The sequence below is a fragment of the Actinomadura rugatobispora genome, from assembly GCF_055379765.1.
This window is the reverse complement of the sequence record NZ_AP029191.1, coordinates 8251592-8267448: the sequence shown is the minus strand read 5'-3', so window position 1 is coordinate 8267448 and position 15857 is coordinate 8251592. Positions and strand designations below refer to the sequence as shown.

The following is a 15857-nucleotide window of genomic DNA, read 5'->3' as shown; positions in this document are numbered from 1 at the left end:
CCGGGAAACAGCGAAAGCCTAGCCTGCCCCGGTCGGCCGATCGACAACCGAATGGTGCCCGATTCACGCCGCCGAGCGGCCCGATTCTCTGAGATAATGTGCCCGACATGTCCGGATTCAGCCCTGCGTTCCAACGCCTCGGCGCCGCCCTGGCCGCGGTCGTCCTCCAGCAGCAGGAGACCCTCGCCGAGTTCCTGCCCCGCGAGGACTGGAGCGCCGACCTGACCGCCCGCACCTACTCCAGCGGCGGGGTCACGGTGCAGGTGTCGCTGCTGGGCAGCTACGCGGCGCGCGAGCGCACCTGGCTGTGGGGCTGGGCCAACCCGCAGTTCGGCGACGACCATCCGGCGGTCGAGCCGACCCTCGCCATCCGCGGCCTCGGCGCCCGCCTCGGCATCCCCGAGTTCACCACCCCCGAAGTCGACCTGAGCTGGTACGAAGGCCCCGCCGGCCACGGCGGCGAACTCATCGCCATGGCCGCCGGCGGCGTACTCGGCGGCGGCGGCTACATCGGCGCCGGCTACGACGGCGGCTCCGCCTACCTCCACGTCGACGACCCCCAGGCCCCACCCGCCGCCTGGGACCCCGTCCCCGTCCCCCGCCTGCTCATGAACGCGGTGAGCCTGTTCCCGCACGAGCCCCGCCTCACGCTCGCCCGCCTCCTCAGCCGCCACCGCGTCGCCTACCGCGAAGGCGACGGCGTCACCGAGATCCGCCTCCCCGGCGGCGGCACCGCACGCGCACACTTCGACAGCCTGGGCCGCTGCAATGATTTTGATTTTGACGCCCTTGGCTCTGCTCATGGCGGCGCCCTTGGCGTCGGGCGGTAGACCGCCCTCCTTCGGCGGGCGCCGCGTGCGATTGCTGCATCGCTCCGACTCGCCTGGCGGCTCGCTGCGCGATCAGGTTCTCGCTCTGTTCATTGCGGCGCCCTCGGCGTCGGGCGTTGAACGCCCTCCTTCAGCGGGCGCCGCGCGCGATTGCTGCATCGCTCCGACTCGCCTAGAGGCTCGCTGCGCGATCAGGTTCTCGCAGGCTCGAACCTGGCTTCGCTCGCAATCGCAACGGTTGAGGTCGCCGGTGGCTGAGCAGAGTGGCTGAGGTGGGTGCGCCCCGACTCGGCCCTCCACAGTGAAAAGGCGCACCCCGCAGCGACCGCAACGGCGACCGCTAAAACTGGCTGGCCTGGAGCGGAGCGCCAGCGGAGTGGAGGGACGGGCAGGCGGCGGGGAGCGGGTCCGTAGCGAGCCCCCAGGCGAGCGGAGGAGGCGCTTCGCGCCGTATCGGGGGGTGTGGGGGGTCGCCCCCCCACAATGACACGCCTTAGCTTAGGCAGGAGGGGCCTAGTAGTTGTTTCAGGTCGCCCATCAGGGCGGGGGACGGGGCCACGCGGAGTCGGTCGTCCAGGCGGACGACGGTGGTGCGGGGGCCGTTCTGCAGGTGGAGGTGGACCTCGGCGGAGCCGGGGTGGGTGACCAGGACTTCCTTGAGGCGGGAGACCAGCGGCGGGGTGCAGCGGCCGATCTGGAGGGTGACCGAGAGGGGGCCGGTGGCGTCGGTGACGGTGAGGTCGGGCTGGGTCACCTCCATCGCGATGATCTTGGCGACGTCCTCGCGGCGGTCCAGGCGGCCCTTGACCACGAGGATCGCGTCCTCGGCCAGGAGCGTGGAGCACAGCTGGTAGGACGAGGGGAAGCACATCACCTCGATCGATCCGGCGAGGTCCTCCAGCTGGAACATGGCCCACGAGTTGCCCTGCTTGGTGACCTTGCGCTGGAGGCCGCCGAGGAGGCCGGCCACGGTCACGACCTGGCCGTCGGGGCGGCCGCCTTCGTTCAGGGAGGCGATCGCGCAGTCGGCCTCGCGTTCCAGGATGTGCTCGACGCCCAGGAGGGGGTGGTCGGAGACGTAGAGGCCGAGCATCTCGCGTTCGAAGGCGAGGAGGGTGGTCTTGTCCCAGTCGTCGCCTTCGGGGATGGCGACGGCGAAGGCGTCCTCGCCTCCGTCGTCCTCGAGCGCGCCGAACAGGGAGTCCTGGCCGATGGCCTCCTTGCGCTTGATGTCGATGACCGAGTCGATGGCCTGCTCGTGGACCATGAGGAGCGACTTGCGCTTGTGCCGGAGCTCGTCGAAGGCGCCGGACTTGATCAGCGATTCCACGACCCGCTTGTTGCACACGATCGGCGGGACCTTGTTGAGGAAGTCGTTGAAGTCGGTGTAGGCGCCCTTCTCCTTGCGCGCGGCGACGATGCCGTCGACGACGTTGACGCCCACGTTGCGGACGGCCGACAGGCCGAAGCGGATCTCGGTGTCCCCGATGGGGGTGAAGTCGGCCTCGGAGGTGTTGACGTCCGGGGGCAGCACCGTCAGCTTCATGCGGCGGCACTCGTTCAGGTAGAGGGCGCTCTTGTCCTTGTCGTCGCCGACGGAGGTGAGCAGGGCGGCCATGTACTCGGCCGGGTAGTTGGCCTTGAGGTAGGCCGTCCAGTACGACACCAGGCCGTAGGCGGCGCTGTGCGCCTTGTTGAAGGCGTAGTCGGAGAAGGGGACCAGGATGTCCCACAGGGTCTTGACGGCCTCCTTGGAGAAGCCGTTGTCGATCATGCCCTGTTCGAAGCCGACGAACTGGGCGTCCAGTTCGGCCTTCTTCTTCTTGCCCATGACGCGGCGGAGCAGGTCCGCCTTGCCGAGCGTGTAGCCCGCCACCTTCTGGGCGATCGCCATGACCTGCTCCTGGTAGACGATCAGGCCGTAGGTGGTGTCGAGGATCTCCTTGAGCGGCTCTTCCAACTGGGGGTGGATCGGGGTGATCTCCTGCTGGCCGTTCTTGCGGAGCGCGTAGTTGGTGTGCGAGTTGGCGCCCATGGGGCCGGGCCGGTACAGGGCGCCGACCGCGGAGATGTCCTCGAAGTTGTCCGGCTTCATCAGCCGCAGCAGGGCGCGCATCGGGCCGCCGTCGAACTGGAACACCCCGAGGGTGTCGCCGCGGGCCAGCAGGTCGTAGGTCGGCTGGTCGTCCAGGGGCAGGGCCAGCAGGTCGACGTCGACGCCCTTGTTCTTCTTGATGCCCTTGAGCGCGTCGTCGATGATCGTCAGGTTGCGCAGGCCCAGGAAGTCCATCTTCAGCAGGCCGAGCGTCTCGCAGGTCGGGTAGTCGAACTGCGTGATGATCGCGCCGTCGGCGTCCCGGCGCATGATCGGCACATGGTCGGTGATCGTCTCACCGGACATGATGATCCCGGCGGCGTGCACGCCGGTCTGCCGGATCAGGCCCTCCAGGCCCTGCGCCAGGTCCATGATCTGCTTGACGTCGGGCTCTTCCTCGTACAGCTTGCGCAGCTCGCCGGCCTCGCCGTGGCGGGGGTGCTTGTCGTCGAAGATGCCCGACAGCGGGATGTCCTTGCCCATGACGGCGGGCGGGAACGCCTTGGAGATCCGGTCGCCGAGCGCGTACGGGAAGCCCAGGACGCGGCCGGCGTCCTTGATGGCGGCCTTCGCCTTGATGGTGCCGAAGGTGGCGATGAACGAGACCTTGTCCGCGCCCCACTTCTCGGTGGTGTAGCGGATCACCTCGGCCCGCCGGTCTTCAGGGAAGTCGATGTCGATGTCGGGCATGGAGGCGCGCTCGGGATTGAGGAACCGCTCGAAGATCAGCCCGTGCGGGATCGGGTCCAGGTCGGTGATGCCCATCGCGTAGGCGATGAGCGATCCGGCGGCGCTGCCGCGGCCGGGTCCGACCAGGATCCCGTTCTCCTTGGCCCACATGATGAAGTCGGCGACGACGAGGAAGTACGAGGGGTAGCCCTTGCCGAGGATGACGCCCATCTCGTACTCGGCCTGCTTGCGGTACTCCTCGGGGATGCCGCCGGGGAAGCGCCGCTCCAGGCCGCTCCAGACCTCCTTGCGGAACCAGGTCTCCTCGGTCTCGCCCTCGGGGACGGGGAAGCGCGGCATGAGGTCGTGCGACTCGAACATGCCCTCGGGGTCGACCCGCTCGGCGATCAGCAGCGTGTTGCGGCAGCCCTCGGTCCAGATGTCGGAGGTGTCGATGGTGCGCATCTCGTCGGCGGTCTTGATGTAGTAGCCGCTGCCGTCGAACCGGAACCGGTCGGGATCGGCCAGCTGCTTGCCCACCTGGACGCACAGCAGCGCGTCGTGCGCGGTGGCCTCGCTCTCGTGGGTGTAGTGCGAGTCGTTGGTGACCACCGGCGGGATGTTCAGCTTCCTGCCGATGTCGATCAGGCCCTGCCGGACCCGCTTCTCGATCTCCAGGCCGTGGTCCATCAGCTCCAGGAAGTAGTTCTCCTTGCCGAGGATGTCCTGGAAGTTGGCGGCGGCCTTGAGGGCCTCGTCGAACTGGCCCAGCCGCAGCCGGGTCTGGATCTTGCCGGACGGGCAGCCGGTGGTGGCCATCAGCCCCTCGGCGTGCTCGGCCAGCAGCTCCTCGTCCATCCGGGCGTACTTGAAGACGAAGCCCTCGGTGAACGCGCGGCTGGAGAGCTTGAAGAGGTTGTGCAGGCCGGTCTTGTTGCGGGCCCACAGCGTCTTGTGGTTGATCAGGCCGCCGCCGGAGACGTCGTCGCGCTTCTGGCTGGGCTCACCCCACTGGACCTTCTTCTTGTGGTAGCGCGACTCGGGCGCCATGTACGCCTCGATGCCGATGATCGGGGTGATCCCGGCGGCCGTCGCCTGCCGGTGGAAGTCGTAGGCGCCGTGCATGTTGCCGTGGTCGGTCATGGCGATGGCGGGCATCTTCTGCCGGTCGACCTCTTCGAACATCTGCTTCAGCCGGGCGGCGCCGTCCAGCATCGAGTACTCGGTATGGACATGCAGATGAACAAACGAGTCGGCCATGCCTCGTGCGCCTCCATTGCGTCGCGCGTCCTGCCCGCCATGCGTGCTCGCATGCGACCGCCCACGTGCGGCGAAACACGTGTGGCGGTGTACGGTCCCGGGGGAAGATCGCCACCCCGGATCGGCGTCCGGGACGGCGCGGTTCTGAGAGCCTAACCCGCCCCATGGACCCCATGGGCCCCGACACTCCGATGCCCGCTTGAGCCCGGATGGCCCGTTACGAGGGGCTCATCACCGTGTACGTTCCGTGCCGTGTTTCGGACCCGCGCCCATGGCGTCCCGGTAGGCGCCCGGCGGCACGCCGACGGTCCGCTTGAAGTGGCGGGTCAGATGGGCCTGGTCGGCGAAACCGGTGCGGGCCGCGACCTCGGCGGGCCGCAGCCCCGCGTCCAGCAGCCGGCGGGCCTCCCGCACCCGGACCTGGTTCAGGTACGCGTGCGGCGGCAGGCCGGTGGCCGTCCGGAAAGCCCGCAGCAGGCGGAACGCGCCGACCCCGACGCCGTCCGCGAGGGACTCCAGCGACGGCGGATCCAGCAGGTTCTCGTGAAGGATCTCACGGGCCGTCCGGACGGCCTCGGGCATGCTGTCCGGGGCCGGGGCGAAGGCGCTCCTCCCGGAGGGGCGGGCATGGCGCAGCAGGCTCGCCACGGCGGCGCGGAACAGCGAGGAGGTCGCCAGCGCGTCCCCGTGCTCGCCGGAACGGTGGACGGCGCGCAGCAGCCGGGCCGCCTCGGGGTCCGCCACGACCGGTTCGGGGAAGTACGGGGTGCCCGGCGGGGCGCCGAGATCGGCGGCGATGCCGCTCATCACCTCGATGGACGGGTACAGCACGCGGTAGGACCAGCCGCCGGGGACCCCCGCGTAGCCGCTGTGCACCACGCCGGGGTTGACGAGGCCCAGCGCGCCGGCCCCGGCGCGCTCGACGCTCCCCCCGTACTCGAACTCCTCCACGCCGGACTCGATCAGGGCGATGGCGTAGCCGTCGTGGGTGTGGCGGGTGAACCTGTGGGTCACGAAGCGGGCCCGCAGCAGGTCGACCCCGGGCAGGGCCGCGTGGCTCCAGTAATGTGCGACCTCGCTGGTCATGCCTGACATGCTATCCGCCGGACGGTCTCGGATGATGAGACGGAGGTTCCGGGGATTGGCGCGATGCCGTCACTCCGGCCTACCATCGGAGCGTGGAACGTCGCTATTCCAGGTTTACGCAGCCGGCTCCGGGCGAGCCGGTCGGCGCGACCTGAGCGACGACCCCGGAGCCGGCAGCAGGCGGAGCCCTCGACAGGGCTCTGCCTTTCTCATTTCCGAGACAGCGGCCCCGGGCACGGACGGACCTCCTCCGGCGCGGACGGCCGCCGCGAGAGAGGGACACCCGACATGACCGCCCACCCCGACCCCGAGCTGCTCACCGTGCCTCTGCCCCGCCCCGAGGACCTGGCCACGGTCGACGACGCCCGCGCCGCCATCGACGGCCTCGACGCCGTGCTGGCCGCGCTGCTGGAGCGCCGCGCCGCCGTCGCCGGGGTCGTCCAGCGGCTCAAGCCCGTCGGCGGCTTCGCCGGCCGCGACCCCGAGCGCGAGCGCCGCATCGTCGCCGCCATGTCCCGGCACGCCCCGTCCCTCGCGCCCGGCCACCTGGCCCGGATCATGAACGCCGTCATCGAGGCGGGCCTGGACGCCGCCGAGCGCGATCCCGGCGGGCGCAAGAACGTTCAAGACCCGGCCGGGGCCGGCGGCTAGCGTCCCCCGGCATGGAAGCGACGGAATCGGCGGACGCGGGGACGGCGGCGGCCCGGGACCCGCGCGCCCGCGGCGGCTCCCCGGAGCGCTCCGCCGCGGTACGGGACGGCCTGGGCGTCGGCCTGGCGGTCGGGGTCTCGGGGCTGGCGTTCGGAGCGGCGGCGATCACGGCCGGGCTGACGGTGGCGCAGGCGTGCGCGCTCAGCCTGCTGGCCTTCACCGGCGCCTCACAGTTCGCGCTGGTCGGCGTGATCGGCGCGGGCGGCAACCTGGCGACCGGCGCCCTCGGCGCGGTGCTGCTGGGCGGCCGCAACGCCCTGTACGGGCTGCGGCTGGCCGGCCTGCTGCGGGTACGGGGCGTGCGGCGGCTGCTGACCGCGCAGGTGGTCATCGACGAGACCACGGCCGTGGCGAACGCCCAGCCCGACCGGGCCACCGCCCGCGTCGGCTTCTACGTCACCGCGATCAGCATCTACCTCACCTGGAACCTGACCACGCTGCTGGGCGCGCTGGGCGCGGCCCGGCTGGGCGACCCGGAGTCGCTCGGCCTGGACGTGCTCGGGCCCGCGGTCTTCCTGGCGCTGCTGTGGCCGCGGCTCACCGCGGGCCGCACCGAGGGCCGGGTCGCGGCGGGCGCCGCGGTGATCGCGCTGGGCACGACCCCGCTGCTGCCCGCCGGGATCCCGGTGATGCTCGCCGCCGTCGCCGCGCTGGTCGCGCTCGTGCTGCCCGGCGAGCGCCGCAGCGGCACCGGGGACAGGGACGGGGAAGGGCGCGCGTCATGAGCGTGTGGATCGCGGTGCTGGCCACCGCCGCCGGCTGCTACCTGCTCAAGCTGGGCGGGCTGGTCACCCCGCAGCGGGTGCTGGACGACCCGCGCGTGCGCCGGTTCACCGACCTGGTGCCGGTCGCGCTGCTGACCGCGCTGATCGCCGTCCAGGCCCTGGCCCCGGACGGCCGGGCGCTGGAGTTCGACGGGCCGCGGCTCGCCGGGCTCGCCGCGGCCGTCGTGGCGCTGCTGCTGCGGGCGCCCTTCCTGGTGGTGCTCGTCGCCGCCGCGGCCGTCGCCGCCGGGCTGCGGCTGCTCGGCTGAGCGGCTACGACTCGGCCTCGATGATCTCCAGCGCGCGGGCCAGGTCGTCGGGGTAGCGGCTCTCGAACTCCACCCGCTCGCCGGTGGCCGGGTGCTCGAAGCCCAGCCGCGCCGCGTGCAGCCACTGCCGGCGCAGCCCCAGCCGGGCGGCCAGGGTCGGGTCGGCCCCGTAGGCCATGTCGCCCACGCACGGATGCCGGACGGCCGACATGTGCACCCGGATCTGGTGGGTGCGGCCCGTCTCCAGGTCGATGTCGAGCAGGGTCGCCGCCCGGTAGGCCTCGACCGTGTCGTAGTGGGTGACCGACGGCTTGCCGCCCGCCACCACGGCGAACCGGCCGTCGCCCGAGGGGTGCCGGTCGATCGGGGCGTCGATCGTCCCGCGGAACGGGTCGGGGTGGCCCTGCACCAGCGCCTGGTAGCGCTTGTCGACGGTGCGCTCCTTGAACGCCCGCTTCAGCCGGGAGTAGGCGAGCTCGCTCTTGGCGACGACCATCGCGCCGGTGGTGTTGGCGTCCAGCCGGTGGACGATGCCCTGCCGCTCGGCGGCGCCGCCGGTGGCCACCGTGTGCCCGGCCCCCAGCAGCCCGCCCAGCACGGTCGGGCCGTTCCAGCCGGTGGTCGGGTGGGCGGCGACGCCGGTCGGCTTGTCGACCACCACGATGTCGTCGTCCTCGTACAGGATCCCCATGCCGGGGATCGGCTCGGCCACCGGGGCGGGCGCGGTCGGCGGCGGCGGGAGCGTCACCTCCAGCCAGGCGCCGCCGTGCACGCGGTCGGACTTGGCCACCTCGTTGCCGTCGAGCAGGACGTCCCCCGCGGCGATGATGTCGGCGGCCCGGCTGCGGGACAGCCCGAACAGCCGCGCCAGGGCCGCGTCGATCCGCTCGCCCTCCAGGCCGTCGGGGACCGGGAGGCTGCGCACGTCCCCCATCAGGCCTTCTCCCCAGGCGCCGGGTCGTGGTCGGCACCGGGGCCGTCGCCGTCGGAGCCCTTGGGGCCGTCGGGTTCCTTGGAGTCCTCGGCGTCCTCGGCGTCCCGGGACTCCTTGCCGCCGATGCGGGTGCCGTCGATCTGCAGCCCGCGGGCCGCCAGCAGCACCGCCAGCACGCCGCCGCAGACGATCGCCGAGTCGGCCAGGTTGAACACCGGCCAGTTCGGCACCTCGATCCAGTCGACCACGTGCCCCTTCAGCGGGGCGGGGGCGCGCAGCATCCGGTCGATCAGGTTGCCGACCGCGCCGCCCAGCAGCAGGCCCAGGCACACCGCCCAGGGCACCGAGCGCAGGTTGCGGGCGGTGCGCAGGATGGCGATCACCACCCCGCAGGCGATCAGCGTGAACACCACCGTGTAGCCGGTGCCGATGGAGAACGCGGCGCCGCTGTTGCGCGTCTCGCGCAGCGTCAGCAGGCCGCCCAGCAGCTCGATCGGCTCGCGGTCCTGCAGCGTGGCCACCACGACGATCTTGGTGACCACGTCCAGGGCCAGGGCGGTCAGCGCGACCGTGATCAGTACGCCGACACGGCGCGGCCGAGGTGATCCGGCAGATCCCCCGGCCTCGCTCTCGTAGTTGGTTGCGTCGTTCAGCGACGTTCCTCGCGTTGTTTGCATGACACGCATAGCGTCGCACGGGGGAAGGCCTGCAGGCGCGCCTTGCCTACCGGCTTCCCGCAGGACTCGCAGATCCCGTACGTGCCCGCGTCGATCCGTTGGACGGCCCGCTCGGACTGGGCGAGCAGGTCACGCGAATTGTAGGTCAGCGCCAGCTCGTGCTCGCGCTCGTAGGTCTTGGCGCCGGTGTCGGCCTGGTCGTCCCCCGCGCCGTCGGCGTTGTCGCCCTCGGCGATCTGGGTGGTGGAGGCGGTGATCTCCGCCTCCAGGCCGGCGATCTGCTCCTCCAGGGCGGCCCGCACCCCGGCCAGCTCGGCGGCCGTCCAGCGGTCCTCGCCCTCGCGGACGGGCAGGGTCGCCGCCTTGGCCGCCACCGTCCCGCCGCCGGTGCGGGCGGATCCGGTCTCGGCGGACGGCGCCGCCCTCCTGACCCGGTGCTCCTGCGCGGGAACGGCCTCGGGGGCGTCCGGCGCGGCGCCGTCCTCCCTCGGCGACGTGTCCCGGGCGGACGCGTCGCGGGCGGCCTTCGACCGGGGCGCGGCTCCGCGCTTGGCGGCCGGCGCCTTGGCCGCGGACTTGGCCGGCTTGGCGGCGGGCTTGCTCGCCTCGGCGGGCTCGGCGGCCTTGGAGCGCTTGGCGGCCGGGCGTGCCGCGGCGCCCTTCCCGGCGCCCGTGCCGGCGGCGGCGTCGACGGGATCGCCGCCGCTCCCGGTGCCCGTGGGCTGGGAGCCGGTGATACGGGCGGCGGACGGCTCGCCCCTCCCCGCGCCGGCCATGTCGGCCCCTCTCGCGCTGATCTTCTCGACAGGCAGTGCGGGCAGCATAGGTCCCCTTTCGCGGCACGGCAAACAACCTGGGTGCATCACAGGCCGCATATGCCCCGTGACGGCGCGCCGAGAACCCCCCGACCGCCACAATCTGCGCCGTGACCTGCGTCGAAACGCTCCCCGGGGCGCCCGCCGCCGCTGAAATGGGAAGAGTTTTGCGCGGTGGTGCGTTAACCTCTCAGCGAGCAGTCATGTCGGCAGGCCTTGACGGGGACACCTGCCGCCGCAAGCAGCCACGAGCGATCCGGGGACGGTGCGAGCCCGGAGGCGAGCCCGGCGGTCTGATCACCCCGGAGCCGCCGGAAGAACCGCCGGACCGCACCGGAAGCCGCCCTCGGGGCCGGCCCGCCGGGAGCCGGGCCGGCGCAGTAGACCCGGCAGCCGAGACTCGAACGAAGCGGATCGCGCCCTTCCGGCGCGGTCAAGGAGGGTGGTACCGCGGGATCCGGCCCGGCCCAGCGCCTGGCGGAGGTCTCGTCCCTCCGGTCCACGTGCCGTACGCGTCGATCCGGAGGTCCGTCCCGTGACCCGCAAATTCCCGCCCCTGCCCGCGCAGGTCGATCTGCCCGCCCTGGAGCGGGAGATGCTGCGCCGCTGGCAGGACGGCAAGGTGTTCGAGCGGTCGCTGGAACGCACCGCCTCGGGCCCCCGCTGGCTGTTCTACGAGGGCCCGCCCACCGCCAACGGCATGCCCGGCGTCCACCACGTCGAGGCCCGGGTGTTCAAGGACGTCTTCCCGCGCTACCGCACCATGAAGGGCTACCACGTCCCCCGCAAGGCCGGCTGGGACTGCCACGGCCTGCCGGTCGAGGTGGCCGTGGAGAAGGAGCTGGGCCTCACCGGCAAGCGCGACATCGAGTCCTACGGCATCGCCGAGTTCAACGCGCGGTGCCGGGAGTCGGTGCTGCGGCACGTGGACGCCTTCGAGGAGATGTCCGAGCGGATGGGCTTCTGGGCCGACACCGCCCAGGCGTACCGCACGATGGACCCCGAGTACGTCGAGTCCGTCTGGTGGTCCCTGAAGGTCATCTTCGACAGGGGGCTGCTGTTCCGCGACTTCCGCATCACGCCGTACTGCCCGCGCTGCGGCACCGGCCTGTCCGACCACGAGCTGGGCCAGCCCGGCGGGTACGAGACCGTCACCAGCCCCTCGGTGTACGTGCGGATGCCCGCCACCTCCGGCCCGCTGGCCGAGCTGGGCGCCGCCCTCCTCATCTGGACGACCACCCCTTGGACCCTGGTGTCCAACACCGCGGTGGCCGTGCACCCCGACGTCACCTACGTCGCCGCCCGCCCCGCGGGCTCCGACGAGGTGCTCGTGGTGGCCGAGCCCCTGCTCGACCAGGTCCTGGGCGAGGGCGCCGAGCGGCTGGCGACCTTCCAGGGCACCGAGCTGGAGCGCACCTCCTACCGGCGCCCGTTCGACCTGGTCGACATCCCCGACGCCCACTACGTGGTCCTGGGCGACTACGTCACCGTGGAGGACGGCACCGGCCTGGTCCACCAGGCGCCCGCGTTCGGCGCCGACGACATGACCGTGTGCAAGAACTACGGCATGCCGATCGTCAACCCGGTCGGCCCCGACGGCCGGTTCCTGCGGGACGTCCCCCTGGTCGGCGGCAAGTTCTTCAAGGACGCCGACGAGGCGCTGACCGACGACCTGCGCGCCCGGGGGCTGCTGTTCCGCGGCGGCCACTTCGACCACAGCTACCCGCACTGCTGGCGCTGCCACACCCCGCTCCTCTACTACGCGCTGCCGTCCTGGTACATCCGCACCACCGCCGTCAAGGACCGGCTGCTGGAGGAGAACGCCAAGACCAACTGGTTCCCCGAGACCGTCAAGGAGGGCCGGTACGGGGAGTGGCTGCGCAACAACGTCGACTGGTCGCTGTCGCGCAGCCGCTACTGGGGCACCCCCCTGCCGCTGTGGGTGTGCGGCGCCGACGAGGACCACATCACCTGCGTCGGCTCTCTCGAGGAGCTGGGCGAGCTGGCCGGGCGCGACCTGTCCAAGCTCGACCCCCACCGCCCCTACGTCGACGACGTCACGCTGCCCTGCCCCCAGTGCGGCGAGGAGGCGCGGCGCGTGCCCGACGTCATCGACGCCTGGTACGACTCGGGGTCGATGCCGTTCGCGCAGTGGGGCGCCCCCCACCGCAACAAGGAGGTCTTCGAATCCTCCTACCCGGCCCAGTACATCTGCGAGGCCCAGGACCAGACCCGTGGCTGGTTCTACTCCCTGATGGCGGTCGGCACGCTGGTCTTCGACCGGTCGTCCTACGAGAACGTCCTCTGCCTGGGCCTCATCCTGGCCGAGGACGGCCGCAAGATGAGCAAGCACCTGGGCAACGTGCTGCGGCCCATCCCGCTGATGGACGAGCACGGCGCCGACGCGCTGCGCTGGTTCATGCTCGCCAGCGGCATGCCGTGGGCGGCCCGGCGGGTCGGGCACGGGGCCATCGAGGAGATCGTCCGCAAGGTGCTCCTCACGTACTGGAACACCGCCTCGTTCCTGGTCCTGTACGCCAACGCGGCCGAGGCCCAGGACGGCCGCGCGTGGACCCCCGACCGGATGGCCGAGGCGCCCGCCCCGGCCGACCGGCCCCTGCTGGACCGCTGGGCCCTGGCCGAGCTGCACCGCACCGTCCGCGACGTCGACGGCGCCCTCGACGGGTTCGACTCGGCCGCGGCCGGGCGCCGGCTGGCCGAGTTCGTCGACGACCTGTCCAACTGGTACGTGCGGCGCTCCCGGCGGCGGTTCTGGGAGGGCCCGGACACTCCCGGCGGCGCCGCCGCGTTCGCCACCCTCTACGAGTGCCTGGAGACCCTGACACGGCTGATGGCCCCGATGGTGCCGTTCCTCACCGACTACATGTGGAACGTCATCCGCCCGGCCGACGCCCCCGAGTCGGTCCACCTGACCGACTTCCCCACCGTCCGGGAGGACCTCCTGGACGCGACGCTGTCGTCCCAGATGGCCCTCGTCCGGCGCCTGGTGGAGCTGGGCCGGGCCGCGCGGGCGGGCAGCGGCGTCCGCACCCGGCAGCCCCTCGGCCGCGCCCTGGTGGGCGCCCAGGGCTGGGCGGCGCTCCCCGCCGAGCTGCGCGCCCAGATCGCCGAGGAGCTGAACGTCCAGGCGTTCGAGGAGCTCTCCACGATCGGCGGCGACCTGGTCGAGTACGAGGTCAAGCCCAACTTCCGCGAGCTGGGCAAGCGGTTCGCCAAGGACACCCCGAAGGTGGCCAAGGCGGTGACCGGCGCCGACGCCGCCGGGCTGGTAGCCGCGCTGCGCGCCGACGGCACCGTCACGGTCGAGGCGGGCGACCTCGGCGCCGTCGCGCTCTCCCCGGACGAGGTGATCGTCACCGAGCGGCCGCGCACCGGCTGGGCGGTGGAGAGCGCCGGCGGCGAGAGCGTCGCGCTGGACCTGACCGTCACGCCCGAACTGCGGCGCGCCGGGCTGGTCCGCGAGGCCGTGCGGCTCGTCCAGGACGGCCGCAAGTCCTCGGGGCTCGACGTCACCGACCGGATCGAGCTGTGGTGGCGGGCCGCCGGCGACGACCTCGCCGAGGCGCTGCGCGCGCACGAGTCCGAACTGGCCGGCGAGGTCCTGGCCGCGAGCGTCCGGGAGGGCCGGCCCGACCTGGACCTGCCCGCTCTGCAGGACGACGAGCTCGGCCTGACCTTCTGGCTCCGCAAGAGCTGACCGGGGCGCTTCGGCGGCATTCGCACGACGAATGCCGCCGAAGCCCTATTCGAGACACATCGCGTTTGCGATGATGGAGGGCGTGAACGCGAACGAGCCCTCCGAACCGGCCCCGGACCCGGGATCGGCGCTGCGCGCCTCCGACGCCGACCGCGACCGGGTCTCGGACCGTCTCCGGGAGGCCCTGGCCGAAGGGCGCATCACCCCGGAGGAACACGCCGAGCGCATCGACGTGGTCTACCGCGCCAAGACCTACGCCGACCTGGAGCCCGTCCTCAGCGACCTGCCCGCCGCCCCCGAACCACGGGTGCGACTGGAGAAGGAACCGAGCCTGCCGCCGCCCGAACCGCAGCCGCCCTCCGTCGTGGCCGTCTTCGCGGGCGCCGAGCGCCGCGGCCGCTGGCTCGTCGAACCGGAGACCACCGTGACCTGCGTCTTCGGCGGCGCCGAGCTGGACTTCCGCCAGGCCGTCCTCTCCCAGCGCGAGGTCACCCTCACCATCACCTGCGTCTTCGGCGGCGTGGACATCACCGTCCCCCCGGGCGTACGGCTGGTGAGCTCCATCTCCGCCGTCTTCGGCGGCGTGGACCTCCCCGAAGACGACACCGACTCCCCGGACGCCCCGGTCATCCGCCTCAACGGAACGGCCCTGTTCGGCGGCGTGACCGCGAGCCGCAGCGAGATGGGCACCACCCGCGCCGACCACCGCCGCGAACGCCACAGCCTGCACCAGCAGCACCTCCAGATGCGCGAGGACCACCGCGAGCAGATCCGGCAACTCCGAGACCAACGCCGCGAACACCTACGCCGCCAACGAGAGTCACGCTAGTCATTGTGGAGGGGCGACCCTCCACTCCGCTGGCGCTCCGCTACGGGCCGGACAGTGTTCGGCGGTCGCCGTTGCGGCTGTTGCGGGGCGAGTGATCCCCCGAAGCGGCGCTCCGCGCGGCCGCGGCCAAGCGGAGGATGTTACGCGTCACGCATCGGGCTGGCAGACGAGGCAGGGGGTGCAGCCTCGGGTCTTGGCCTCGGCCCGGGAGACGGACTCCAGGTCTTCGGTCTCGTCGCCGATGTCCTCGATCAGGGCGCAGTCGACGCGGTGGTAGCGCTTGGTGCCGCTGAGGATCCGCACCGTCACGTCGTCCCCGGGGGTCCTCTCCGCGGGGATGTCGGCGGCCGTCGCCGGAGCGGGCCAGGCCGACGGGAGCGGGGCGGTGGGCTCGGCCGGGTGGCCGGATCCGGCCTCGGGCTCGCGGGCCGGCGCGGGGCTCGTGGCCGGCGGGTCGGCGCGGAGGGGCGAGGTCTCGTCCGCCGGTGCCTCGGTTACACCGGACGCCTTGGTCTCCGGCTTGGAGAGGGGGTCCGGGGGCGAGTCGGCGGGGACGGGGATCTCGGCGGTCTTGGCGGCGGTCTTGCCCGCGGGGACGGTCACCGCGGCTCGGGCCGCCAGGGCGGTGTCGGGCATGCAGGCGGTGCAGGGGCTGAAGCCCTCTTCCTTCGCCTCCGCGTAGGTGAGCTCCTCGCGGTCGCGTCCCGCCAGCTGGCGGCAGGTGTCGAGGTGGTAGCGCTTGCGGCCGCGGACCACGTACACGACGGCGTCGTCGGGGACCTCGGCGGACGGCGGCTGGATCCGCACCGTGTCGTCGCCGGGAGGCGGGGCGGGGGTCTTCGAGCGGGCCGCGGGGCGCTCGGGCTTCTTCTTGCCCTTGGGCTTGGCGGGCTGCCGGGTCCTCTTGGCGGCCGGTGCGCCGGAGCCGAACAGCTCCTTGCGTCTCAGGAAGACCCCGATGGCCAGGCACAGCGCCGACACGACGCTGACGGCGATCGAGATGTAGATCACCACCAGCGCGTCCAGGCCGAGGACCTGGGCGCTCTCTCCGTTGCCCGCGACGATCCCCGCCACCAGCAGGGCGATCGCCACGACGACGAGGACGCCGCTCAGGATGATCACAGGGTCTCTCCCCCTTCACAGCCCGCATCCCCCGTGCCGTCCACGGCCGGGGGCCACCGCCGATGCTCCGAAACGCCG

At 72.3% G+C, this 15857-nt stretch carries 12 protein-coding genes; 6 read left to right on the top strand and 6 right to left on the bottom strand.

The genetic code is table 11. The annotated features are described in order from the left end of the window. The first annotated feature begins 107 nt into the window (after positions 1-107). Positions 108-830, top strand: a complete 723-nt coding sequence (locus tag ACZ466_RS37130; protein WP_378287032.1) for a DUF6882 domain-containing protein — start codon at positions 108-110, stop codon at positions 828-830. A gap of 493 nt (positions 831-1323) precedes the next feature. On the opposite strand, the gene dnaE is transcribed toward ACZ466_RS37130, so the two are convergent. Together dnaE and ACZ466_RS37120 are read right to left on the bottom strand one after the other, a co-directional pair. Continuing rightward, complete coding sequence (gene dnaE / locus ACZ466_RS37125; protein ID WP_378287033.1) at positions 1324-4854, bottom strand: DNA polymerase III subunit alpha; 3531 nt, start codon at positions 4852-4854, stop codon at positions 1324-1326. 231 nt (positions 4855-5085) lie between these two features. Beyond that, the gene (locus ACZ466_RS37120) at positions 5086-5940 is read right to left on the bottom strand and encodes an AraC family transcriptional regulator (protein ID WP_378287034.1); all 855 of its coding nucleotides are present in this window, start codon (positions 5938-5940) and stop codon (positions 5086-5088) included. A gap of 288 nt (positions 5941-6228) precedes the next feature. Here ACZ466_RS37120 and ACZ466_RS37115 point away from each other — a divergent pair, with 288 nt between their 5' ends. Genes ACZ466_RS37115 through ACZ466_RS37105 form a run of 3 tightly spaced genes read left to right on the top strand, consistent with a single transcriptional unit; the run spans position 6229 to position 7684 of the window. Next, positions 6229-6591 (top strand): chorismate mutase, encoded by a 363-nt coding sequence (locus tag ACZ466_RS37115; RefSeq protein WP_378287035.1) that lies wholly within the window; start codon positions 6229-6231, stop codon positions 6589-6591. Between the two features lie 11 nt (positions 6592-6602). Then, the gene (locus tag ACZ466_RS37110) at positions 6603-7376 is read left to right on the top strand and encodes an AzlC family ABC transporter permease (RefSeq protein ID WP_378287036.1); all 774 of its coding nucleotides are present in this window, start codon (positions 6603-6605) and stop codon (positions 7374-7376) included. After that, positions 7373-7684 carry an AzlD domain-containing protein gene (locus ACZ466_RS37105; protein ID WP_378287037.1) on the top strand — a complete coding sequence of 104 codons (312 nt, stop codon included), beginning with the start codon at positions 7373-7375 and terminating at the stop codon, positions 7682-7684. The genes ACZ466_RS37110 and ACZ466_RS37105 overlap by 4 nt, the downstream gene beginning before the upstream one ends. Before the next feature lie 4 nt (positions 7685-7688). On the opposite strand, the gene ACZ466_RS37100 is transcribed toward ACZ466_RS37105, so the two are convergent. The 3 genes from ACZ466_RS37100 to ACZ466_RS37090 are packed head-to-tail and all read right to left on the bottom strand — an operon-like array spanning position 7689 to position 9669. Further along, entirely contained in the window at positions 7689-8618 is a 930-nt protein-coding gene (locus ACZ466_RS37100; RefSeq protein WP_378287038.1) for an RluA family pseudouridine synthase, read from the bottom strand. Continuing rightward, complete coding sequence (gene lspA, locus ACZ466_RS37095) at positions 8618-9295, bottom strand: signal peptidase II (RefSeq protein WP_378287039.1); 678 nt, start codon at positions 9293-9295, stop codon at positions 8618-8620. The genes ACZ466_RS37100 and lspA overlap by 1 nt, the downstream gene beginning before the upstream one ends. Further along, positions 9268-9669, bottom strand: coding sequence for a TraR/DksA family transcriptional regulator (locus ACZ466_RS37090; protein WP_378287048.1), 402 nt, complete (start codon positions 9667-9669; stop codon positions 9268-9270). Before ACZ466_RS37090 ends, lspA begins: the two co-directional genes overlap by 28 nt. A 976-nt stretch (positions 9670-10645) precedes the next feature. Here ACZ466_RS37090 and ileS point away from each other — a divergent pair. Then, entirely contained in the window at positions 10646-13828 is a 3183-nt protein-coding gene (gene ileS, locus ACZ466_RS37085; protein ID WP_378287040.1) for an isoleucine--tRNA ligase, read from the top strand. 82 nt (positions 13829-13910) lie between these two features. Next, positions 13911-14657: a DUF1707 SHOCT-like domain-containing protein gene (locus ACZ466_RS37080; RefSeq protein ID WP_378287041.1), complete on the top strand. Its 747-nt coding sequence runs from the start codon at positions 13911-13913 to the stop codon at positions 14655-14657. Between the two features lie 147 nt (positions 14658-14804). Here ACZ466_RS37080 and ACZ466_RS37075 read toward each other — a convergent pair whose 3' ends face one another. Next, positions 14805-15779: a hypothetical protein gene (locus tag ACZ466_RS37075; protein ID WP_378287042.1), complete on the bottom strand. Its 975-nt coding sequence runs from the start codon at positions 15777-15779 to the stop codon at positions 14805-14807. Positions 15780-15857: the final 78 nt, after the last annotated feature.

Excerpts from the sequence above, each read along its gene's own strand:
- ACZ466_RS37100 (WP_378287038.1), bottom strand. The coding sequence starts at position 8,618 with ATGGGGGACGTGCGCAGCCTCCCGGTCCCCGACGGCCTGGAGGGCGAG.
- ACZ466_RS37115 (WP_378287035.1), top strand. The coding sequence starts at position 6,229 with ATGACCGCCCACCCCGACCCCGAGCTGCTCACCGTGCCTCTGCCCCGC.
- ACZ466_RS37130 (WP_378287032.1), top strand. The coding sequence starts at position 108 with ATGTCCGGATTCAGCCCTGCGTTCCAACGCCTCGGCGCCGCCCTGGCC.
- ACZ466_RS37120 (WP_378287034.1), bottom strand. The coding sequence starts at position 5,940 with ATGACCAGCGAGGTCGCACATTACTGGAGCCACGCGGCCCTGCCCGGG.
- ACZ466_RS37105 (WP_378287037.1), top strand. The coding sequence starts at position 7,373 with ATGAGCGTGTGGATCGCGGTGCTGGCCACCGCCGCCGGCTGCTACCTG.
- lspA (WP_378287039.1), bottom strand. The coding sequence starts at position 9,295 with ATGCAAACAACGCGAGGAACGTCGCTGAACGACGCAACCAACTACGAG.
- dnaE (WP_378287033.1), bottom strand. The coding sequence starts at position 4,854 with ATGGCCGACTCGTTTGTTCATCTGCATGTCCATACCGAGTACTCGATG.
- ACZ466_RS37110 (WP_378287036.1), top strand. The coding sequence starts at position 6,603 with ATGGAAGCGACGGAATCGGCGGACGCGGGGACGGCGGCGGCCCGGGAC.